Raw genomic sequence first — 23,646 nt, forward strand, 5'->3', positions numbered from 1 at the left:
CAACATTTTTCTAAAGTTAACTACTTTTTAAAATGCATTAAATTGCTTTTCAAGAATTAGTCAATATTTAGAATCAACAACCAAATAATAACAACCAAACAAACAACAGATAAATAAAACAACAAACAAAAGGAACTATATATCATGACTAATTTAAAAATGCAATTTTCTAAAAAGAGCATTATTGCATTAATCTGCGCTGTTTGCGCAACAGTATCTCTCGCAGCTTGCGGAAGCTCACAAAAATCATCAAGCGCTTCTTCAAAAGAAGACGCTGGAACTATGAGAGTCGCTTATCTTTCTACAGCAAATTATTTAACTACTTTGAAAAATGAGAAATTCCTTCAAGACGAATTTGGCAAATCTAAAGTAGATTACACTGGTCCTTACACTCCAGTTGATGGTCTTACTGCTGTTATGAGCGGAAATGCAGATGCTACAACTACTGGAACCGGACGCTTCATTGATTTGATTGCTGAAGGACAACCATGGGTAGCTTTTGCGCTCGAATATTACAATGGTGATTCTCAAGGAATCGTTGTATCCGCAAAAAGCGGCGTGAAAACACTAAAAGACTTATACGGAAAGAAAGTTGCTATTATTCACAACGGTGATACTGGCGATTACATGCTTCACCGCGCATTCGATAAAAGTGGTTTAGACGTTTCTAAAGTTAACAAAGTTGAGATGAGCCCTAAGAACTTCCAGGCAGCATTTACTTCTGGACAGATTGATGCAATTTCCTCATTCGATCAGAATCTTGCTGCAGCAATGACAACTCCAGGCGCAAAATTGCTTGTAAATGCTAAAAAGTACGGCAATATGAATGTTACTATTCACATTGTTTCTAAGAGCTTTGCCCAAAAGCATCCGGATCTTGTTAAGAAGATGTACAAGGCTCTTGTTCGCGAAGCAAAAAAGTCTCATAAAGAAAACAATGTTATTGGAAACGCTTACAAGCAGCTCGGAGCAAACGAAACTATTATTAAGCAAATTGAAAAGTTTGACAATCCAACTATTCGCCCAATCGATGAAAAAGGTTTGAAAATGATGGAAACTCAGGCTAAAGAATACGTGAAATATGGTTTAATTAAGCAAGCTCCAAAGAATTTGAAAGATTCTGTAATGGATTGCACGAAGTAAATTAATCCATATATCTATAAAACACATATCAGTAAAAACAAAAAATTAAATATCAAAATAAAATAATATATAACTGATTAATCAAAATTAAAACAAAGTTATATTACATGCTTGTATAACAAAGTTATATAAATATTATATAAACATGATTTAGAGCAACGCAGTAGGAGTAAATATGAACACTCAAATAGAAGAAAACTATGAGACTAAAGATAACTCTTACTGCGTTACTCTAGAACATATTGGCGTGACTTTTAAAAATAACGCTAAAATATTGCGAGATATAAATCTAAATATTAAAAAAGGTGAATTTGTATCTCTAATCGGACGCTCAGGATGCGGAAAAACCACTCTTCTTAAAGTTATTTCAGGATTAATCAAACCTGATTCTGGAACAATAAACGTCACACAACATCAAGCAATAGGTTTCCAAGACGCAAGATTAATACCATGGATAACAGTAAGTAAGAACGTAGTTTTCGGCATGCAAGGAAACAAATCAGAACTAAAATCTATTGCAGAAAAAGCTCTTAACGATATGCAACTTAATAATTGCGGGTCAAAATGGCCATCAGAACTTTCAGGTGGTCAAGCACAACGAGTCTCATTAGCTAGAGCTTTAGTTCATAATCCTGAATTACTACTTTTAGACGAGCCTTTCGGCGCATTAGATGCTTTAACTCGTTTAGACATGCAAGATTTGCTTGATAATCTAAGACAGAAACATGGCTGGACCACAATAATGGTCACGCATGATATTTCTGAAGCAGTAAGACTTTCTGACAGAATTCTTATGATTAAAGACGGAATCATTGAGAAAAACTGGAATATTGATCGAAGCCAACTTGATGCACAAAAGCGTCCAAATAATCACGTTGAAATAGAAGACGAGCTTAGAGAAGCGTTACAGTAAGAACGCGAAAAAAAATAATTGATAAAGGCGACTGCAAAATAGCGGCCGCCTTTATTTATAAAATAAACACAAGAAAATTTACCAAGCGACGTCATCAAGAAGCTGACGCACCCAGGAGAGTATTTCATGCTCATTCATTGAACCAGACCCGAGTGAAGATTCAAAAGGAGCTGGAACAATAAGCATATGAGTAAGAGGACGATACTGCAATCCTCTATAAATACGCTTCAAACGCATCATCACAGACTCTTTTGGATCGACGCCAACAACTCGCACTGATTTTCCTTGAGAGCTGATTTGCGTAATACCAATCTCGCGTGCTTTAAAACGCAAACGAGCAACATCACACAAAGACTCAAATTCTTCAGGCGGATTACCAAAGCGATCAAGAAGCTCATCGTGAAGTTCTCGCAAATCACTATTATCCTTAGCAGCAGCAAGCTTCCGGTACGCTTCCAAACGAAGCTTGTCAGAAGCAATATAATCAACTGGAAGAGAAGCCTCAACAGGAAGATCAATAGTTACACAAACAGGCTCAACTCTTTCAGGTTCCTTATATTTTTCAACAGCTTCAGAAACCATACGAACATACAAATCAAATCCAACACCCTCAATGTGGCCACTTTGCTCATCTCCAAGCAAATTTCCAGTTCCGCGCAATTCCAAATCTTTCATCGCAACATCAAAACCAGAACCAAGTGCAGTATGCTGAGCAATTGTTGAGAGTCTATCGTGAGATTGTTGCGTCATAGGCTTTGAAGGATCATACAAGAAGTAAGCGTAAGCACGCTCATGACCTCTACCTACTCGACCGCGCAACTGATGCAACTGGCTTAAACCGAATCTATCTGCGTGGTCGACAATAAGTGTATTCGCATTAGAAATATCAAGACCTGTTTCAATAATCGTTGTACAAACAAGCACATCAATATCTCTATGCCAAAAATCACGAATAACAGCATCGAGCTGCTTCTCACCCATTTTTCCATGAGCAATAGCAACACGGACATCTGGCACAAGCTCCTGAATCTTACTTGCAACAGAACTAATATCTTCAACACGATTATGGACGTAAAAAACTTGACCCCCACGCAACAATTCGCGCTTAATGCATGCAGCAACTTGAGAATTATCATACGCACCAACGTATGTAAGCACTGGAAGCCTATCTTCTGGAGGAGTTGCGAGAGTAGACATTTCACGAATACCAGTTACAGCCATTTCAAGAGTTCTAGGAATTGGCGTTGCCGAAAGACTTAATACGTCAACGTTTGTGCGCAAAGCTTTGAGCGTTTCCTTATGTTCCACACCAAAACGCTGCTCTTCATCAATAATAACCAAACCTAAATCTTTGAACTTTATACTAGGATTCAAAAGCTTATGCGTTCCAATAACAACGTCAATGCTCCCATCTTGCAATCCAGCTAAAGTTTCTTCAATTTCTTTAGATGTTTGGAATCTACTCATTGCAGCAACTTTTACTGGGAATCCTTCAAATCGATTTGTAAAAGTCTCGTAATGCTGTTGAACAAGCAAGGTTGTTGGAACTAAAACAACAACTTGCTTAGAATCTTGCACTGCTTTGAAAGCTGCACGTAACGCAATTTCAGTTTTACCAAAACCAACATCTCCACAAATTAAGCGATCCATTGGGATTGGCTTTTCCATATCTGCTTTTACTTCGTCAATAGTTGTAAGCTGATCAGCAGTTTCTTGATAAGGAAATGCGTCTTCCAACTCTTTTTGCCAAGGAGTATCTTTACTAAATGCAAATCCGCGAGATTGCTGCCTTGCTGAATAAAGTTTAATAAGATTTTCAGCAATTTCATGAACATGCTTTTTAGCTTTTGCTTTAGTTTGAGCCCAGTCGGAACCGCCGAGCTTGTTAAGCTTTGGTATTTCGGCACCAATATATTTACTAACTAAATCAAGCTGATCTGTTGGAATAAACAGCTTATCGTTAGGAGCATTACGTTTGCTAGGAGCATATTCAATTACTAAATATTCGCGAGTTGCACTACCACCCGAAACAGCAATATTACGTTGTTTCATCCCAACAAAACGTCCAATACCATGCTGTTCGTGCACAACGAAATCACCAGGCTTTAACTCCATTATGTTAATAGCTTTGCGCCTGCGTTTTGGAGTTTTTAGTTGAGCTGATGCAGAAGATTTACCTGTCAGATCACGCTCTGTAAGAAGCGCGATACGCGCAACATTATCAATGAAGCCATCCGAAATACTTGAGCGCACTGTAGTAAATTCATGTACACCAGTCACATATATAGCGCGTCTCAAGCGTGCAAGAGTACCAGAAGCCGCAGCTGTAATAGTTACAGCAAAACCATTGTCAACAAGAGAAGTGATACCACCAGAAACTTTCGATTCATCTCCTCGAAACTCTTGTGGCGCCGATGCTGGCAAAGCAATATTTCCATAAATTTGATTGTCAACACCAAAAGATGTTAATTTCCATACATCATGATTAGACAATTCTAACGATGAAATCGTTTCATCAAAATCCAAGAAATTAGCTTGATCGAATGTTATTGGAGCTCCAGAACCGTGTCCAGAAGCAGCAACATGCCAACTAGCTGCTAAGAATTCGTTAGCTGTAGCAGTTACGTCATCTGCAGCTCTACGGCATTTTTCAGGATCAGATAGAATAATAACAGATTCCTTTGGAAGCATATTTTGCACTGATTCCATGCGATCAACTAGTGCAGGCAACAAAGACTCCATACCTTCTACAGGTATAGAATTTGCGATTGATTCAAGCATATCGTCAGCATTTGGAATTGCGCCAATAAGAGAACGCGCACGCTTGCAAATTTTTTCCGTAATCTGAAGCTCACGACAAGGCGTAGCCCAAATACTTGCAATATTATTGCCATAAGTGCGCTGATCAGAAGCATGAAATTGCTTTATAGTATCAATTTCATCACCAAAAAATTCAATTCTCACAGGATGTGTCATCGTTGGCGCAAAAACGTCAATAATTCCACCGCGAACAGCAAACTCTCCGCGTTCCATCACCAAATCAACACGAGTATATGCGTTTTCTACCAAACGTTTCACAGCATATTCAAGAGTTAATTCTTTTCCGCACTCAAATAACAGAGGATCTATATCACCAATGCCTTCAACTACAGGCTGAATAAGCGATCGCACAGGCATAACCAACACGCGAATCGGACCAAAAAGTGATGTGTTATTTTCAGGATGGCAAAGCCTACGAAACACTGCAATCCTGCTAGCAACAGTATCTGCTCTAGGCGAAAGCCTTTCATGAGGTAACGTTTCCCACGCTTCTAATTTAGCAACGTCTTGAGCATCACCATCGTACCAATCACGTACAGATGCAATAAAATCTTCAGCATCTCTACTCGATGGAACAATAACAACAACCGGCTTTTTCTTAGCTAATGCAGCAACAATAGCAGAACGAATGCCAATAGGAGAAGAAATTGTTAAATCTCCACTTATTGAATCTAAATCTTTACGATTTTTATTTGCACTTTCGCAACAATAATCAGATATCGCATCAAGATTATATTCAGATAAAGCTTTAAAAAGTGAATCCTTAGTTGATAAATCATTAAGAATATCTCTCAAGCTTATTACTGAAATATCATCAGTCTTATCATTCTTGTTGTTTTTGATATTAGACCTGCTATCAGCGGCCATTAAACTTCTCCTGCGTTGCTGCTAATCCATGGAAAATAATACTTTCTGCAGCATCAGCACCATCTGCTAAAAAGTTTGGAAGATCAGATTTTTGAGCTGCAGCAAAACCTCCAAGAACCCAATTGACAGTATTATCGTGCGCGTGAGCACCACGCTGTGCATGACCAACACCCATTCTCACTCGAGAATATTGAGGAGTACCAAGAGAGCGGTCTATAGAACGAATACCGTTATGTCCTCCAGCAGAACCTCCTGCTTTTACTTTAATGCGCCCAAAATCTAAATCCATATCATCGTGAATTATCACAATATGATCCGGTTCTATTTGATAATAGGAGCTTATAGAAGATACTGCAGCACCAGAATCGTTCATAAAAGTCAACGGTTTAGCAAGGAAAAACTTTGCTACGCGACCATCAAGATTCATAACACCTTTGCCAAGTTTAGCTAAACCTTTGTGATCCGAAAGAGATACTGACCAACGTTGTGCCAAAACGTCTGCAACCATAAAACCCATGTTGTGTCTAGTACCCTCATATTTTGTACCAGGATTTCCCAAGCCAGCAATAAGCCAAAAATCCGATGCCATGGCAGACCACTCCCCATTCAAATATTTAGCAAAACAACAAAACGGGCGCATCGATTGTAGCTGAACGTAAAATTACAACTACTCGATACGCCCTTATATACTTCAGCCTATTCTATCAAGACTCAAGTCATTATGTTATTTATTTCAAAAATTCGTCAGTAGACAATTCTTTTGCTTGCGGAGTTTTATGAGTTACTTTGCCTTTAGAATCAGTGTAAGCACCTTCCTTACTTAAGAAGTTAAAGTAAGCTTGAGCGCCTTTAACATCAGTGGTTCCGAACACAAATTTTCCGCTCTTAATATCCGCGCGATTGCCCCAATATTGACCGTCAACAATCATCTTCATGCTACGCTTAACAAACTTTATGTCAAGATTAGCATCTTTTGCTTCTTTCACAAGAATTTCAGAAGCCTCATCAGGATGTTCATAAGCATATTCATATCCGCGCTTTGCAGCTTTAACAAACGCTCGAACAAGCTTAGGATCTTTAGCTACAGTACGCTTATTTGCAATTATTCCAATAGTATCTGGCTGACCTGGCACACCGTAGTCGCCCTCCATGAAGCAGCGAAGCTTTGGTCCAAACATTTCAGACTGTACACCTTCCCAAGTGCCGTAGAAGCCACCAAAATCAGCTTTGCCAGATTCAAGAGTTCTAAAAGTTGAAGTTCCAACAGTAACTTTGTCGAACTTACCTTGACCGCCATCGTGTTGAATCATCCTACGAATTACAGCATCACCTTCAGCTGAACCAAAAGTTGCAAAAGTACGACCATCAAAATCTTTTGGAGAATGAATCTTATTGTTCGAAGCAAGTGAACACCAAATAGCACTTGGCTTTTGCTGAACTTGCATAACTTGCTCAAGATTTGCTCCCTTTGTTGAAAAATCAGCAGCATTTGTCAAAGTACTAAGAGCAAAATCAGCAACACCACTATCAACTGCGTGTTCCGAACCAGTCTGAGCAACAGCAAGTATATTGACATCTAATCCGGCATCTTTAAACCATCCTTTATGCTTAGCAACATAAATACCAATATGATTAGTATCCGGTGCCCAAAATAGCATAAACGACACTTTACGAAGATTTGCATTCTTACTACTACTTGCAGATCCACATGCCGAGAAAGAAAATACGCAGCACGCAGAAAGAATAAACGCAAGAGTACGCTTTACAATACGCATATTCATGAGTTCCCTACTTTGTTTCTTGTACCGTTCTTCTGGGAAAGTGACACGAACTCGGCAGAAAACGGTAACAAAGGGCCTAGCCCGCGCCGTTCAATGCCCCTGAGCAGATTCAATCTGCTACAGTTTGCCACACATTGACTCACGAAACATTTAGATTATGCATGATTAAATAGACAAATAAAAAATCTCGTACACTATTAAACTCACAGAAGTTGTGCGCTTCTAATAGAATGTACGTGCTATTTGTAGTTTTAAATAATTCGATTGGGGCAGCAATCGAAGTCATTTAAAGAAAGGAATCGAGTTTTCATGACGCAATCGCGTTTTAAACGTATGCTAATTAAATATCTGCCAACTGTATTTTCTGTAATAGTTTTACTTGTTTTTTGGCAGTATGCATGCGAATATTATAAAATTTCGGAAAATTTGATTCCAACACCATCTTCAATTGTTCAATCAACAGCTGACGCTTTGCCAACTCTATTACCTGCAGCATTAATTACAACACAAGAAACAGTTATCGGTTTTTCTATTGCAATAGTAGTTGGAATTCTTTTAGGTGTTATTTTCCATATTTGTAAGCTTGTTAAATCTGCTTTATTCCCGCTTTTATGCGCAGCGCAAACTATGCCATTAATTTCTATTGCGCCAATTTTTTTGATTTGGTTTGGTTTTGAAATATCGGGGAAAATTGTAATAGTAATGGTTTTCAGCATGTTCCCTATTGCTGTGCAAACTATACGAGGTCTTGACGCCGTTCCAAGTTTTTATACAGATGTTGCTTTAACTTGTGGAGCAAATAGAACTTGGACTTTGTGGCATGTTAAATTAAGGGTTGCAGCTCGCCAAATTTTTGGTGGCATACGCATTAGTGCAGCTTATGTTTTTGGAACTGCTTCAACTGCAGAATATTTGGGAGCCAAAGATGGGCTAGGAATTTGGCTTCAATTCGCTTATAACTCATTTAGAACACCACTTATTTTTTCTGCAACAATAGTAATAATAATTCTTACTGCGCTTCTTATGTGCATTGTTAACGTTTGTGAAAGAATTATGATTGGTTCAGCAGACGAAGATGATGATCCAGATAACCAATTGTGAATTGCATTAAAACAGCACATGTGAGTTACAAAAGTGACGAAAATAACGCAACATTCGCTACTTTTGTAACTCACAAACTGAGATATTAATGAAAACTTACTACTTACCTGATTCTTCTTTCATTGCTTCATTAATAGCATCGCTCAGCTCTTTTTGCGCCTTTCCGTAAGCTTCCCAGTTTCCGGATCGCATAGCAGAATCAGAATCTTTTAACGCTTGAGCTGCACGTTTAAGTGCTTCTTTAGCTTTTTGGCTCATAGAATGAGATTTTTCTGAATTCTTAGACTCACTTTCCTTAGAGCTACCTTCTTTAGAATCAGCATCCTTAGATTCATTACTTTCAGCAGCATTGTTTGAAGAAGAATTATTAGAAGCATCACCAGCCAAAGCACCCGAGTTTCCGCCAAATACTTGATTAAGTGCTTCATCTAACGTATCTGCAAATCCAACTTGATCTCCAAACGCAACTAACACCTTCTTAAGCAAAGGATAGCTAGTAGAACCGCTAGATTGCACATAAACAGGCTCTACATAAACCAGTCCTCCACCAAGAGGTAATGTAATCAAATTGCCACGTTTAACTTTAGTAGAACCGGATTCAAGCAAATTCAATTCTTTAGAAACATTTGCATTAGCGTTGAAATTATTCTGAGCTTGACCAGGTCCTGGAACATTAGATATCTTAGGTAATTCTTGCAAACGAATCTTACCGTAATTTGGACCAATCTTGCCAGGAGTATCCCCCGCATCTGAATCAACAGACAAGAAACCAGTTAATATTTCACGAGTACTTTTACCTGCTGGAATATAAGTAGAAACAAGCGAAAATACTGGTTTCTTTGCGTCTCCAGTTTGCAAAGTCAAATAGTATGGAGGTTGCAAAATATCTTCTTTTTGTGCTTTTTGAGATTCAGTTGGATCAACAGGAATCTGCCAGAAGTCTTCTCCAGAGAAGAATTGACTTGCTGTATCCACATGGTACTTTGCTAATAAGTGACGTTGAACTTTAAACAAGCTTTCTGGGTAACGCAAATGCTTCATCAAATCACCAGAAATCTTAGAAATGTCACGATAGTGACCTGGGAAAATTGATCTCCAAGCTTTGATTACAGGATCTTTCGTATCCCACACATACAAATCAACAGAACCATCATAAGCGTCAACTGTAGCTTTCACAGAATTACGGATGTAGTTTGCTCGTTGATTAGTCAATCCTTTAATAGAATGAGAAGTTGTTGTTGTGGAATCTTGAGTTACCTTACCAAAATCAGTCATCTGAGAATAAGGGTAAGAATCAGAAGTAGTATAGCCATCAACAATCCACTTAACGCGACCATCTACTACTGCAGGATAAACTCGACCATCCAAAGTTAAGTAAGGAGCAACCTTAGACACGCGTGTCTTAGGATCACGATCATACAAAATTTGAGATTCAGAAGTCACACGATCAGAGAAAAGAATCTGATCAGACCCAAACCTAATTGCATGCAAAAGTTTAGAGAAGAAATTGCCTAAACTTGGACCACCATTGCCATTAAAAGTAGTTAATGCACCTTGAGAACCAGTCGGATAATCAAACTCCCATGGAGCTGTCCCCTTTGGAGATCCAACGATAGAATACTCAGGAGCATTCGGAGAGAAATAAATACGTGGTTCATACTTTTGTGACTTAGTAAGTTTGCCTTGAGCAGGAATACCGTACTCCATGAATTGCGGCTGACCATCTGTAGTTACTTTATTTCCGTAGGCTGCAACAATTCCGTAGCCATGCGTATAAACTGTATGATCATTAACCCAGTTTCGATTATCGTTTCCAGCTAAATCGAGTTCACGTGCAGCGATAACTGTATCTTGACTTACACCGTCAATATCGTATTTATCAACTGAAAGCGTATCTGCGAAAGTGTAGTATTGCTTCGATTGCTGCAATTGACGGAAAGTTGGAGACGTAACTTGTGGATCTAACAAACGAATTTGCGCAGTTGACTCTGCTTCTTTTGATAATGCACCTGATTTACCTTTAGAAGTAGCGTTATACGATTCTTTCTTTACATTATTTAGCCCATAAGCAAACTTTGTAGCATCGATATTACGCTGAATATAAGTAGCTTCCAATTCTTGAGCATTAGGAGCAACTTTAAATCGCTGCACAAGTGCCGGCCAGGCAAAAGATATAACAATTGAGCAAACAATCATAAAAGCTAAAGCAATAGTCGGAGTTTTCCAAGCTTTTACAGCAGTTTTAAAACGAACTGAAATTGGTGCTTCTACAGATAAAGCGTGAGATTTCATAAACCAAAATGCAATAACAGACCCAACTAACACTGTGATTACTGCCATTGCTATGCTTCCAGGAACACCAGCATTCATGTCAGTGTATGAACCGCCTGTAATTCTAGGGCCATCAAGCGTTACTAAAGCGAACATATCTAAAATCTGTTGAAGTGCCCACGTCAAAATCACAAGCATAAACCATATAGAGATTTGTCTACGTGCTCGTTTTGTAATGCTTAATATGCCTTTACCGTCGATAGGCATACTAAAACGAATTGCTCCCATAAGAAGATGCGTAATAATAGAGAAAACAAAGGATATTACCAATAAGAGCACAAATGCACTTATAAATAACCTTAATCCTGGTAGTACGAATACATAAAACCCATTGTCAATTCCAAATTGCGGATCCTTAATGCCAAAAGGTTGGGCGTTAAACATTAACAAAATTTGCGCCCAATGATTGTAGAATTTAAATCCAAATACCGCGCCTACAATCAATGAAAAAATTCCTGCAACATGCAAAGCAAGCTTTGAACTAATTCCCTGCTTTAAATCAATAACATTGCCTTTAATTCGAATATAAGTTCCATCTGCATTGCTTGGACGCGCTTTTATTGCCAAAGCTGCAGACAAGTAGCCAAAAGCAGACATTAATATTGCATAAAGCACCCAAACGCCTACTTTTGCTGCAAGTTGAATCCAAATAACGCTTTCAAAGCCTAGCTGTGAATACCACATGCAATCAGTTATGAACCTTGCGAGAGCAAATATTACAGCTATAGCAAGCACAACGATTAACACTACTATCGCAAGAATCCACCGCCATCTTCTTGAGCCGCCAATAAATTTACCTACATTAAACTCTAATCTCATAGAACGCTTATGCTCCTTATTTTCAGTGCTCTTATAATCGCTTTTATTGATATTATTACTTTCGCTATTTTTTGGAAAATCGCCTTTGTTCTCTAGTTTTTTCTTAGCTTCTAATAAATCACTAAAGAGGTCACCAAGGTCACCAAGGTCACCATCATCACTATAATAGTCTGCCCAATCTTCTATTTTTTTTGTAAACTTTGAAAAAGTCTTACCTTTGTTTTCACTATTAGAATCGTCTTTAGCATCCTCTTTAGAATCGTCTTTAGCAACAACATCATCACTTTTATTATCTTCATCAATGCTTTCTACAATTACATCTTGCTCAATAGAATCAGTAGAATCGTTATCTTGTTGGCGCTTTTTCTTTCCGTCGCTTGTATAATCGGCACGCTTATGCGTCTTAGTATTTTTAGGTTTTTTAGCCATATACACGCCAAAAGCAGCCCATGCAACGCCAATAATTATTTCTATGATGAGTTTCAACATAAAGTTAATAGTACTATATTAATTATTCCCACTCTACATATTATGTAATCAAAACTAATTACAAAAAGCGCGCCCGCAAATTAATGCAAGCGCGCTTAAAGCGATTAAATTAAATCAAATTGGAGCATTTAAGCTAGGCAACATCAGGATCATCTTTAGCGATCGTACCAGTAAGCTTTCCAATAGCCTTCAATAAGTGATATACAACCAACACCACAACGGTTCCGATTGCAATACCGTTGAACTGAATGCCAGAAATAGCAAACTGGAAGTTAGCAATACCAATAATCATAACGATTGCAGCAATCATAATATTCACTGGCTTATCGAAGTTCACTTTGTTTTCTACCCAGATTCTTACGCCAATCATGCCAATCATGCCGTAAAGCAAAGTGGTCACGCCACCGAGAACACCAGCTGGAATTGAGTTTACAACAGCACCAAACTTTGGGCAAAGGCTCAGGATGAATGCAAAAGCTGCAGCACACCAATAAGCTGCAGTAGAATAGACCTTTGTTGCGGCCATAACACCGATATTTTCGCCGTACGTAGTAGTACCACAGCCACCGAATAAACCAGCAATAGCTGTACCAAAACCATCTGCAAATAATGCAGTTCCAATCTTAGAGTCATAGTCGCGACCAGTCATTTGAGCTACAGACTTTACGTGACCAACATTTTCTGCGATAAGAACAAGTACTACCGGCAAGAACATAAGTAGAACAGAGAAATCAACTTGTGGAGTGTGGAATTTAGGAAAACCAATCCAAGAAGCTTCTTCAATCTTTTTAAAATCGACTTGACCTTGGAAGCATGCATAAGCGTAACCAACGAGAACACCTAAAAGAATATTTAAACGACCAAGAAGACCGCGAAATACTACAGCAATAAGCATTACAGCAACTAATGTCACAAGAGCCGTATCTGGAGCTTTCTGGAAATTAGTCCAAACTGCAGGTCCTAAATTAAAACCAATAATTGCAACGATTGCACCGTTTACAACAGGCGGCATAATAATGTCAATCCACTTAGCTCCTGCAAAATGTACAAGCACACCTATAAGAGCAAGAAGTAAACCTGTGCACATAATGCCAAAGCTTGCAACTGCAATACCTTTATGAGCTGTTGTTACAGCCATAACAGGTGCTATAAGACCAAAAGAGCTTCCCAGATAACTAGGAAGCTTATTTGCGTTAATAAGTAAGAACAGTGCTGTAGAAATAGCAGTGAACATCAATGTTGTTGATGGATCAAAGCCTGTAAGAATAGGCACCAAGAACGTAGCACCAAACATTGCAATAACATGCTGAGCACCAATTCCAGCAGTACGAGTCCAAGTCAAACGCTCGTCTGGCTCTACAACTTCACCAGGCTTTAACGTTTTGCCATTACCGTGAAGCTGCCACGTGAATAATGAATTCATTTCTTCTCCTTGCAAAAACAAGCTATGCAAAATGTTGTGTAAACAAGTGTCGCTAAAAAACAAGCACTCATTGAGCGCTGGGATGGCAGCTTCTGGGAGGTCCATTGCACCACCGACCCATATGCCAAAGGGACATTCTAATGTTGCAAAACGAAAGTGTCGAGCATAAGAAAAAAATTACAGTTTTGTTTTTTATTTTTGTTGGAATATCAAGCAAAGTCGGCGTGTTGAAAAGAATGCAATGAACACCAACTAAAGTTGATACTTACTAACTTATGTTTATAAAATAATTAAAGTTAGGCAAAGTTAAACAATCGCAAAATTAGTAAACACATATTCAAGCAAGTAATTTTTGTAAATATTCTTGCAAAACTAATGCGTGATTTACTTTTGGATTTTTTGCAGCATACAACAAAGTTATAGTTTGATACTTACTAAACAAATCCATAATCACACCAACAGCTTCATGATTTGAATCAAGTTCTTCAACATAACGATGTGAAAATTCTTCAAAATGCTCCGGATCATGATTAAACCACTTGCGTAACTGCGAAGTAGGAGCAATATCTTTAAGCCATTTATCAATATGAGCATATTCTTTGCTTATACCACGCGGCCAAAGTCTATCAACCAAGACTCTCACACCATCATCTTCACTAACCGTTTCATACACACGCTTAATCTTCACAGTGCACTTGTTCATAAAATCTCCTTTATACGTTTACTATAATCGCAGCTTTATTTATTTTTTCAAGGAATTATTTACTAGCAAAAGATATATGCGATATAAATTGAGTTATTATGTTCGATTATGTGATTTTCTGTCGGCGTGTCGCGTTTATTTGCAGCAAAATTATATAAAATTTGCTTAATTTTTTAATTTATGTTCGTTTTTGTCCGATTATGGGAGAATACTTGGCTAAATGGTTAATTTCTTTGATACATGGAAAAAGAAAATCTGCACCATCGATATGGCTCTTATTGCTGTATTGACACTTCTAGCTTCCTTCATTGGTAGCTGGCTTAAGCAGTACCCAGGTTTCCAATTACTTGGTGCTCTTATTATTGCGTTGCTTGTTGGCATGGCTCTGCAGCTGCCATTGCACGTGTACAAAATGAATAATGATTCAAGGCGAGCAGGCGTTAAAAGCGCTGCTGGTTTGATTGCAAACAAACTTCTTCGCCTAGGTATTATTCTCCTCGGATTTAAGCTGAATTTGCATGATTTGTTTACCAAGGGCATTAAATGCTTGCCTATTGCAGCTGTGTTAGTTGCAATAATGGTTTGCGTAACTTATAACATTGCTAAACTCTTGAAGGTAAATCCTCAGCTTGCAATGCTTACAGCAGGAGGCACAAGTATTTGTGGAGCTGCTGCAGTTATGGGTCTTTCTGGCTCAATGCCAGTTCTTCCAGAAGAGGAAGATGAGAAAGAACAGAACGAAGTTATGGCTGTTGCAACAGTTGCAATTATGGGCACTATTTACGCTCTTGCTGAAATCTTCATCCTGCCTAACTTTGGCATGACTAAGCAGCAGCTTGGCATTACAGCAGGTGCATCACTTCACGAAATCGCACATGCCGTTGCAGCTGGCGGAGCATTCGATAGTATCGATGTTGCAACAATCATGAAGCTTTCACGAGTTCTTATGCTCGTTCCAGCCTCCATCTTTATTGCAATTTGGTGGAATGCTCGTCATAGCAAAGTTGAAAATGGCGGAAAGCATAAGATTAGCTTCCCATGGTTTATGCTTGGCTTTATTGCAGCATCCGTTATTGGAACTTATGTTCCTTTCATAACAGCTCACGCATCAACTCTTGTAGAAGCAGGATACGTTTTCCTTGGCATGGCTATGGCTGCACTTGGAATTAACGTAAACTTCCGAGCTATTTTTAAGCAAGGTCGCGCAGCATTTGCAGCAAGCTTCCTAGCTTCTATTGTTTTAGTTGCTTTGGCTTATGCAGCTGCAGTACTGTTCTTCTAAATAAAACATTACAAAAATAGTTTTGCTTAACAAATGAGGGTCTTCGTTTGAAGATCCTCATTTTATATTCTCGATAATTTATTTTCGTGTATTCTTGAAAAATCTATCCAATATGCACAGCCGTTCCATCAGGAATATTTTTATAAAACCATTTGGCATCCGCAACGCTTAAACGCACACAACCATGCGATGCAGGCTTTCCAAGCTTCATGCCTTCTGACGGAATATATTCTCCAAAATTATAATTCGTCGGCACAGAATGGAATAAATATTGCGATCCAATAAAAGCAACCCAGTAATCCGCTCCAACTTTTTCATCTTGATTAAAGAAATGATCACCACGACCATTAATTTGATAATTACCATGAGGAGTCGAGTCTTTTATTCCAGAACTCATAACCATTGAATACACAGTTTTCCCATGAGCAATAATATAAACACGCTGTTTTTTCAAATTTACATTCACATGCAAATCCGAAACCTTTATTCCTGTAAGATTAGGATAGGCTCCACCAGTAGGATATTTCCAAAAATTAGGTTTAAGTAAAGACTTATTTTCTAGATAATTTTTGCAATATTTTTTAATAAAAGATTTATCATTACCGTTCAGTTTGCTTATTTTGCAATCAATTTTTTCACGCTCACTCAAATTAATTTTTTTTAACTGAGCACTATGCCTTAAAGAAGCAGAAACAACATTAGAAGTTTCAAAACCAACAAAGCAGAAGAACGGAATCAATAATGTAGCCAATAAAGCTGATGCAACACAACGAGCAAAATTAGAACTACGCTTCCACCATTTGCAAAATCTTGCAACAATGCGAACACACTTGCGTATATCGCTCACAAAGTTACGAATAAATTGCATAACATCTCCATTGTAAAAGCAAAAACGTCGCTCCCCCTAGTTTAACAGCAAACCGAGGAGAGCAACGCTTAAAAAAAAAATAAATCTTTTATTTATTATGATATTAAAATCACTCGTAACATAAAAATCATAAATTTTTTTGAACGAACATGAAAATAATCATACATTAAATTTGAATTCGACAATATCACCGTCTTGCATCACATAGTCGCGACCTTCAAGACGAAGCTTTCCTTCTTCCTTAATTTTTGCCATAGAACCGTCAGCAGCAACGAAATCATCATAAGATACGATTTCTGCCTTAATAAATCCACGCTCAAAATCAGTGTGAATCACACCAGCAGCTTGTGGAGCAGTCCAACCTTTATGAATCTGCCAAGCGTGAACTTCCTTAACACCAGCAGTCAAATAGGTTTGAAGACCTAAAATATCGAATCCCACACGCGCAAGTTGATCCAAACCAGATTCCTTCAAACCAGCATCTTCAAGCATTTCACGAGCATCAGCTTCGTCAAGTTCAGTAAGCTCGGACTCAAACTGAGCATTAAGGAATATTGCTTTTGCAGGAGCGACAGATGCAGAAAGTTTAGACTTCAAATCTTCATCAGCCAACTCCGAATCATCCACGTTAAACACGTAAATAAATGGCTTAGCAGTGAGCAAGTGTAAATCATACACATCGTTTTTATCAATAAGCTTTTCGTTATGAGCCTGGTCAATAGTCTTTCCAGATTCAAGAATTTCCTTAGCTTTATTTACAGCGTCTACGTATTCCTGCGTAACTTTCTTACCGCGCAAATCCTTTTCCAACTTTGGAAGAGCATTGTCAATAGTTTGCATATCGGCGAGAATTAGCTCAGTATTAATCGTGTCAATATCGTCAGCAGGATCTACTCTGCCGTTAACATGCACAATATCATCATCATTAAATGCGCGCACAACTTCGCAAATAGCGTCTGCTTCGCGAATATTAGCAAGGAACTTATTGCCCAAACCTTCACCCTCGGAAGCACCCTTAACAATGCCTGCAATATCAACGAAAGTAACTGTTGCTGGAACAATCTTTTCAGTATTAACTAATTTAGCTAAAACTGGAAGACGATGATCCGGAAGCGGAACAATACCAGTATTAGGCTCAATAGTTGCAAACGGATAATTCTCCGCCAAAACGTTGTTGCGGGTTAAAGCATTAAACATAGTGGACTTACCAACGTTTGGCAATCCAACGATTCCAATAGTTAAAGACATATTTACCTAGTTTAGACCAGCGCCGGGAAAGCCGACACAACTTGATTTTATTTACTATTTATTTTCAATAGCATCAACTGCAGCAATCACATCTCCCCTAAATCCGCGAGATTCTAGCTCAGCAACGCCACGAATAGTGGTTCCTCCAGGAGAGCACACTGCATCTTTCATAGCACCAGGATGCGTGCGCGAATCCATGTATAACGCACCTACTCCTTCAATCATTTTTGCAGCCAAACGGTAAGCACAATCACGTTGCAAACCATACTTCACACCAGCATCACTCAATGCTTCCATGTACATTGCTGTAAAAGCTGGAGCGCAGCTAGAAATACACATTGCAATATTCATATGATCACTAGTCACTCGCTCTACCAAAGAAATTGGCTCAAATAAAGCATTAAACATTGAAAGTTGACTATCAGTAAGCGTATGAGTAGTTTCAGCTAAAGTCACACCTTGGCCTACAGAAATAGGAGTATTAGGAATAATGCACTGAACATGAGCTTCCTTGCCAAGTAGTTCCATGTAACGCTCAAGCGTCCAACCGGCTGCAACGGAAATAACAGCAATACCTCGTTCATTAATAATTTCACAAATTGGCTTAAGTACTTCAGCAACCTGATATGGCTTTACAGCAATAATAATCGCATCACTTGCTTCACATACTTCTTGAGCAGTGTGCATAGCGCGAGCGCCAATCAGCGAAGTATTACGCTCGAGTTTTTCAAAATTATGCGCGCAAGCAACAATATTTTCACCTTGTAATACGCCAGCATTCAGTGCACCTTTAGCGATTGCTTGTGCCATGTTGCCATAACCTATAAAACCAACAGTTTCAGATACACAAGTACTCATACACGACCCCCTTTAGCGCATTGATAAAACAATAGCGCACTCATTACTAAGCAAACAGATGTATAGCATAGCAAAGAGTGCACTATAATCATTGCGCATATTAAAATTATTACCTTTATATATGGCTTATCTCTTATAAATTCCCTCTAAATCACCACGATTCAGCGCCTCATCAAACAAATGACGGAAAACAATGTCTCCATGCAAACCATCATGCTCAAACTCGTTCGTTGTCCAATAGTGGGAGTTGGCAATACGAGAAAGAGTGTCAAGCTGAAGACCAGAATCGACATACATGTCATCAAAATACACTGCTGATTGCAATGGAACTTCGTTATTAGCAAGTTGATCTTGATCGTAAATTTTGCCAAACTGCTTATCTTTCATCAAGCAGTCAACAGCTGGAAGGAATGGTTGCAAAGCTTTCTCTTGATCGTACATCCAAGGAAACATTGCTTCGCCTGTAAACATAATAGGGCGAGCAGAACCAGAAAACTCTGGCATAGTTTCTCGAACCTGCTGAGCAGCCCACAAAATTGGGTGTTCCAATTCACCATCAGCATAAATAAATTCTTGTAATGGCCAATAAAGTGGACTAGAAGCTGTAGAATCCATGACACCATACACAAAATCGTCACTTAAACTACCTGCAGAAGCTCCTCCGCCGTGCTTAAATGCTTTCAAGGAACCATCACCATCTGCAAACGCAGAGTCAATTAACCAATGCACTCGTTCAAAACTTGGTTTCATTCCAAATGAAGAACCCAACATTTGGAATCGCTCAACCGTAAGTTTTTCACCGTTCGGAAGCACAACATCACCCTGTGCAATACGATCTGCAATAGCTGCAGCACGAGCAACATCTTGCGGATAGCGCTCATAGAATTGCTCAGTTTTACGCGCCATACGAGGAAAAGTATGCTCATAGACTTCACGCGCATTTGCTGGAACGTGAGGAATACCTCCTGTTGTAAAGCTTGCAATTAATCCTTGAGGGAATAGTGATAGATATGTAAGAGTCAAGAAGCCACCATAGCTTTGACCAAGTGAAACCCATGGCTTAGCATCGAATTCAGTAAGTCGCAGATATTCAAAATCGCGAATAATAGAGTCAGCCAAGAAACGCTTTAAATACCAGGCTTGTCGCTCAACGCTTACACCGTCATCTGCCATGCGCTTCATAGTTGAAGCGTCTACTCTTGAAGAACGCCCAACACCACGCTGATCCGGCAAGACTACGCGAAAATGTTTAATAGCTTCTTGAATCCAGCCATCACTAGAAGGCGAAAGTGGTCGTGGACACTGCCCACCAGGACCTCCTTGCAAAAATACTAATAAAGGCAAATTATCATGTACATGCTCAGGAGCACAAACTACTCTACAGAACAATCGGATTGTTTCGCCTTTAATAGCTCCACCAGGAGTGTTTCCTTCCCAATCAAGCGGCACGTCAATTGCACGTTCTTCGATATGCAATCCCGGAACATAATAGCTTGTAAGTAACGCCATTTCGCACTCCCTTTCTGTACTCTTGCATGCTACATGCAATGTCAATTACACATTCTTATATAAATCATACTCAAGTTCGATTGTTCTATAAAGTGCTATGCACTAGCCTAGTAATTATGAAAGTACCTAATATGTTTCAAAGTGTTATACAGCCCTTACGAAAAGAGCTCACATTAAACGACATATTATGGGGTATTATTCCACTTATTCTTTTTATACTTTCAAACAATAGATATAGTATAAGCTATGTTGACGGTTTACTGACTCAGGGTTCGCTGGTTACAGTAGCGCTTACAAATATCGTTGTTGCACTACTACTTTCAGTAAGAAAGATATGGCCTGAACAGGCGGCTATTATTTTTATTGTTATTTGCATTGTGCAAGTAATATTTGGTCCAGCTCAACTTTTCGCTGATTTCTTTGGTTTCGTGCTGCTTGTTAACGCTATTGCGCGCGGAAACCCAACGCATACGAAAGTTTTTGTTATTACAGCTTACATAACAACCATATTATCTTGCGCATTAATATCGTGGAATGTTGTAATGGGACCAATATATGGCAATAATCATTCGGAATCTAGTTATACCTGCAGTGTACGAAATATAAATAGCAGTAATATAAAAAATTGCGTTTCAAATATACTTAATTTTGCGATTCCTTCCATAATTTTTGCGATTATTATTACCACTATTACGGTTATTATTGGCTACTGGCAGCGCACTCATGTGCATACTATTCAACTTTTGCAAGAACACAATAACGCTATTCGCGCGTACCGCCGAAAAGCTCAACACATTGCTGTTACTGCAGAGCGAGCAAGAATCGCTAGAGATATGCACGATATTGTTGCTCATACGCTTTCTATTATTATTGTGCAAGCAGATGGCGGCCGTTATGCCGCAACACAAAATATTTCGCTCGCTAAAAAAACAATGCATATTATTAAAAATGAAGCTGAGCGCGCCGTTCACGACATGCGTAGGCTGCTAGAAGCTTTAACTGATGCACCTTCTAACGACACAAATTTGAATCACGTGCCATCACTTATTGAGCAAGCGCGAATTGCTTCACCAAATAATATTTTTTGGCATACTGTTGATGGCATAAATTCTTCTCATAAACTCAACAAAGCTGCACAAACTGTAGCATATAGAATTATTCAAGAAGCACTTACTAATATTCGAAAGCATGCAGGCGAATGCGTTAAAGTAAACATTCATGAAGAATGGAACAACCAAGGTTTAAAACTAAAAATTACAAATGAAATACACAAAATCGAAGTTAACCAAACGCAAAATAGCAATGCGCAGCATAAAAACGGTTATGGCTTAATTGGCATGAAAGAACGCATTGAAAATCTTCACGGAACGCTTAATTACGGGAAACTAAACGATGGAACGTTTAGTATTGTTGCTTTTATTCCATATTCTTACAGCACAGACCCGTCAAATACTACTGCTTCTGTATTAAATAGTATTCCTAACGTTACTTATAAGAATGCAAAAATTAATAATCAATCAGTAGCGCAAACAAAACCGGCAAATGCAAATGTTCCAACCTCATCAAAAGTTTTTCCAGAAGTAAATGCTTCACAAAATAAGATTGAGAAAGTATCACAATGGTTTGAACAACATTGGCTTATTGGAGACATTATTTATGCAGCGCCTTGGATTGTTCTGATGCTTTTTGTGCCAACTTATGATTTTATTCTTGGAGATGGAATGTCTTCACAATATTTCGACTCACTTTCGTTAGAAATATTTTATAGAGTATTTACTCTTGCAACCATGGTGCCGTTTATGTTCCGTAGAAAATCTCCAACAACATGCGCAATTGTTGCCGCAATATTTTCTGCAATACAGCTAATATTCTTACCTAATATTTTGTTTGCTAACTTATTCATTCCAAGCATTATTTATGCTGCGGTTCTATACGGCAAAAAGCGCGCATGGCAATGGATTAGCGCAATAGTACTTTTAGAATCTGCTATTTTTGCACTAAAAATTGGCATCGCATCAAGAAATATTCCAAAAAATGCAACTCCAATACAATTCTTTACATCGAATATAGACACGACTAATTTTTATATCATTATGCAAATGGCATCCGTAGGATTAGTTTTTGGTTTCGCAGTTGCGTTAATTTGTTTTACAGTTATTGCGTTTGCTTATTACCGAAGAAACGATGACAATAATTTATTGCTTCTAAAAACACGCAGAACAGAACTCGAGCAAGAACAAAAACAGCTAGAAGTACTTGCAGCAAACGCAGAAAGGCAGCGACTTAGCTCAAATATTCAGCAAAAAGTTGCTGTTACACTGCATAAAGTAATCGATGCCGCAAATAACGGAATTGATATGCTAAATAAATACGAAAAAGCAAATAACAATACAGAAAATCGAAAGTCATCAGACCCAGAGCAATCACAGGGACAAAGTGAAGAAATTAGTAAAGCTTTCAAAAATATTGGAGATGAAGGTCGCTCAGCACTAAAATATATGCGAAAATTGCTTGGAATTTTGCGAAAAACAGGATCAAGCGTTAATTCAGCAAATAATGGTGCGAATGTAACTGAAATTGCAGTTCGCCCTGCTCCTTCGCTCGATGAGCAAATTCAACACAGTGCATTAAATAAGCAAGAATAAGTTGATACTATAGAAAATATGGAAAACAATGGAGTAATTCGCGTTGCAATAGCAGACGATCAGGAGCTTGTTCGTGCAGGATTTGCTATGGTAATTAACTCGCAGCAAGATATGCAAGTTGTTGCTCAAGCAGCGAATGGAAAACAAATAGTAGAGATTACAGAAAGAGATCATCCAGACATTATTCTTATGGACGTTCGCATGCCTGTAATGGACGGATTGGAAGCAACTCGCAAGATTCTGCAGCAAAAAACTAACGAAAATACTAAAATTATTATTCTGACAACTTTTGATTTAGACGAATATGTTATGGCTGCAATTCATGCTGGCGCTTCCGGGTTCCTTTTGAAAGATACTGAACCTGAAACTTTGCTTAATTCAATACGAACAGTGTATCAAGGAAACGCAATTATTGCTCCGACTGCTACGAAGCGTTTGATTGAAACTATGATTCAGCAAAGCAAAGTAGCAACAAATACTACAGAAAACAGTGCTGCGAATTATACCGCACAAGCAAGTTACGATGTACAAGCAAGTTCGACTGCGCAAACAAATCCGGATGTACAAGAAACACAAAGCTGCACATACGAAAATTCTGCTATTCCAGAACTTACTGATAGAGAACGCGAAGTTCTTGTTGAAATTGCTCACGGACTTTCAAATCAGGAAATTGCTGACAAACTATTTATTAGCTTGCCCACAGTAAAAACGCATGTTGCGCATATTTTAGGAAAAATCGATGCTAGAGACCGCGTTCAAGCTGTAGTTTTCGCTTACGAAAATGGCTTAGTTAAGCCGTAAAAATATAAAATTGCGGCTGTTTATGCATAGACACAAATAGCCGCA

The 23,646-nt window shown here is 38.5% G+C and carries 16 protein-coding genes; 6 read left to right on the top strand and 10 right to left on the bottom strand.

Features of this window, described 5'->3' with window-relative positions:
* Window positions 1-144 precede the first annotated feature (144 nt).
* A complete protein-coding gene (locus HXT26_RS03105; RefSeq protein ID WP_422111864.1) occupies window positions 145-1,143 on the top strand; it encodes an ABC transporter substrate-binding protein in 999 nt (332 codons plus the stop codon).
* Window positions 1,144-1,318: 175 nt separating this feature from the next.
* Window positions 1,319-2,056 carry an ABC transporter ATP-binding protein gene (locus HXT26_RS03110; RefSeq protein WP_064340217.1) on the top strand — a complete coding sequence of 246 codons (738 nt, stop codon included), beginning with the start codon at window positions 1,319-1,321 and terminating at the stop codon, window positions 2,054-2,056.
* A gap of 78 nt (window positions 2,057-2,134) precedes the next feature.
* Here the strand turns inward: HXT26_RS03110 and mfd are convergent, their stop codons facing one another.
* The 3 genes from mfd to HXT26_RS03125 all read right to left on the bottom strand — a co-directional run bounded on the left by mfd (window position 2,135) and on the right by HXT26_RS03125 (window position 7,524).
* Window positions 2,135-5,743: a transcription-repair coupling factor gene (gene mfd, locus HXT26_RS03115; RefSeq protein WP_422111865.1), complete on the bottom strand. Its 3,609-nt coding sequence runs from the start codon at window positions 5,741-5,743 to the stop codon at window positions 2,135-2,137.
* On the bottom strand, window positions 5,733-6,332 hold the full coding sequence (gene pth, locus HXT26_RS03120; protein WP_004111397.1) for an aminoacyl-tRNA hydrolase: 600 nt from the start codon (window positions 6,330-6,332) through the stop codon (window positions 5,733-5,735). The genes mfd and pth overlap by 11 nt, the downstream gene beginning before the upstream one ends.
* A 139-nt stretch (window positions 6,333-6,471) precedes the next feature.
* A complete protein-coding gene (locus tag HXT26_RS03125; RefSeq protein WP_004106862.1) occupies window positions 6,472-7,524 on the bottom strand; it encodes an ABC transporter substrate-binding protein in 1,053 nt (350 codons plus the stop codon).
* A 309-nt stretch (window positions 7,525-7,833) separates the two neighbouring features.
* Here HXT26_RS03125 and HXT26_RS03130 point away from each other — a divergent pair, with 309 nt between their 5' ends.
* On the top strand, window positions 7,834-8,625 hold the full coding sequence (locus HXT26_RS03130; protein ID WP_064340214.1) for an ABC transporter permease: 792 nt from the start codon (window positions 7,834-7,836) through the stop codon (window positions 8,623-8,625).
* Between the two features lie 99 nt (window positions 8,626-8,724).
* Here the strand turns inward: HXT26_RS03130 and HXT26_RS03135 are convergent, their stop codons facing one another.
* The 3 genes from HXT26_RS03135 to HXT26_RS03145 all read right to left on the bottom strand — a co-directional run bounded on the left by HXT26_RS03135 (window position 8,725) and on the right by HXT26_RS03145 (window position 14,390).
* Window positions 8,725-12,264, bottom strand: a complete 3,540-nt coding sequence (locus HXT26_RS03135) for a UPF0182 family protein (protein WP_422111866.1) — start codon at window positions 12,262-12,264, stop codon at window positions 8,725-8,727.
* 133 nt (window positions 12,265-12,397) lie between these two features.
* Window positions 12,398-13,687 (bottom strand): uracil-xanthine permease family protein, encoded by a 1,290-nt coding sequence (locus HXT26_RS03140; RefSeq protein WP_004119362.1) that lies wholly within the window; start codon window positions 13,685-13,687, stop codon window positions 12,398-12,400.
* Between the two features lie 337 nt (window positions 13,688-14,024).
* Window positions 14,025-14,390, bottom strand: a complete 366-nt coding sequence (locus tag HXT26_RS03145) for a DUF488 domain-containing protein (protein ID WP_004106880.1) — start codon at window positions 14,388-14,390, stop codon at window positions 14,025-14,027.
* Window positions 14,391-14,610: 220 nt separating this feature from the next.
* Here HXT26_RS03145 and HXT26_RS03150 point away from each other — a divergent pair, with 220 nt between their 5' ends.
* On the top strand, window positions 14,611-15,672 hold the full coding sequence (locus HXT26_RS03150; RefSeq protein WP_032842515.1) for a YeiH family protein: 1,062 nt from the start codon (window positions 14,611-14,613) through the stop codon (window positions 15,670-15,672).
* Between the two features lie 103 nt (window positions 15,673-15,775).
* Here the strand turns inward: HXT26_RS03150 and HXT26_RS03155 are convergent, their stop codons facing one another.
* The 4 genes from HXT26_RS03155 to HXT26_RS03170 form a co-directional block, all read right to left on the bottom strand.
* The gene (locus tag HXT26_RS03155) at window positions 15,776-16,540 is read right to left on the bottom strand and encodes a L,D-transpeptidase (protein WP_004106885.1); all 765 of its coding nucleotides are present in this window, start codon (window positions 16,538-16,540) and stop codon (window positions 15,776-15,778) included.
* 159 nt (window positions 16,541-16,699) lie between these two features.
* On the bottom strand, window positions 16,700-17,788 hold the full coding sequence (gene ychF, locus HXT26_RS03160; RefSeq protein ID WP_004106888.1) for a redox-regulated ATPase YchF: 1,089 nt from the start codon (window positions 17,786-17,788) through the stop codon (window positions 16,700-16,702).
* 54 nt (window positions 17,789-17,842) lie between these two features.
* Window positions 17,843-18,646: a pyrroline-5-carboxylate reductase gene (proC, locus tag HXT26_RS03165; RefSeq protein WP_004106891.1), complete on the bottom strand. Its 804-nt coding sequence runs from the start codon at window positions 18,644-18,646 to the stop codon at window positions 17,843-17,845.
* Between the two features lie 126 nt (window positions 18,647-18,772).
* Complete coding sequence (locus HXT26_RS03170) at window positions 18,773-20,155, bottom strand: alpha/beta fold hydrolase (RefSeq protein WP_422111867.1); 1,383 nt, start codon at window positions 20,153-20,155, stop codon at window positions 18,773-18,775.
* Between the two features lie 116 nt (window positions 20,156-20,271).
* Between HXT26_RS03170 and HXT26_RS03175 the strand changes: the two genes are divergently transcribed.
* Together HXT26_RS03175 and HXT26_RS03180 are read left to right on the top strand one after the other, a co-directional pair.
* The gene (locus HXT26_RS03175; protein ID WP_422111868.1) at window positions 20,272-22,800 is read left to right on the top strand and encodes a sensor histidine kinase; all 2,529 of its coding nucleotides are present in this window, start codon (window positions 20,272-20,274) and stop codon (window positions 22,798-22,800) included.
* Between the two features lie 18 nt (window positions 22,801-22,818).
* Entirely contained in the window at window positions 22,819-23,601 is a 783-nt protein-coding gene (locus tag HXT26_RS03180; protein ID WP_004119349.1) for a response regulator, read from the top strand.
* Window positions 23,602-23,646 lie beyond the last annotated feature (45 nt).

Source organism: Gardnerella sp. DNF00497B (assembly GCF_049262725.1).
Taxonomy (GTDB): domain Bacteria; phylum Actinomycetota; class Actinomycetes; order Actinomycetales; family Bifidobacteriaceae; genus Bifidobacterium; species Bifidobacterium leopoldii.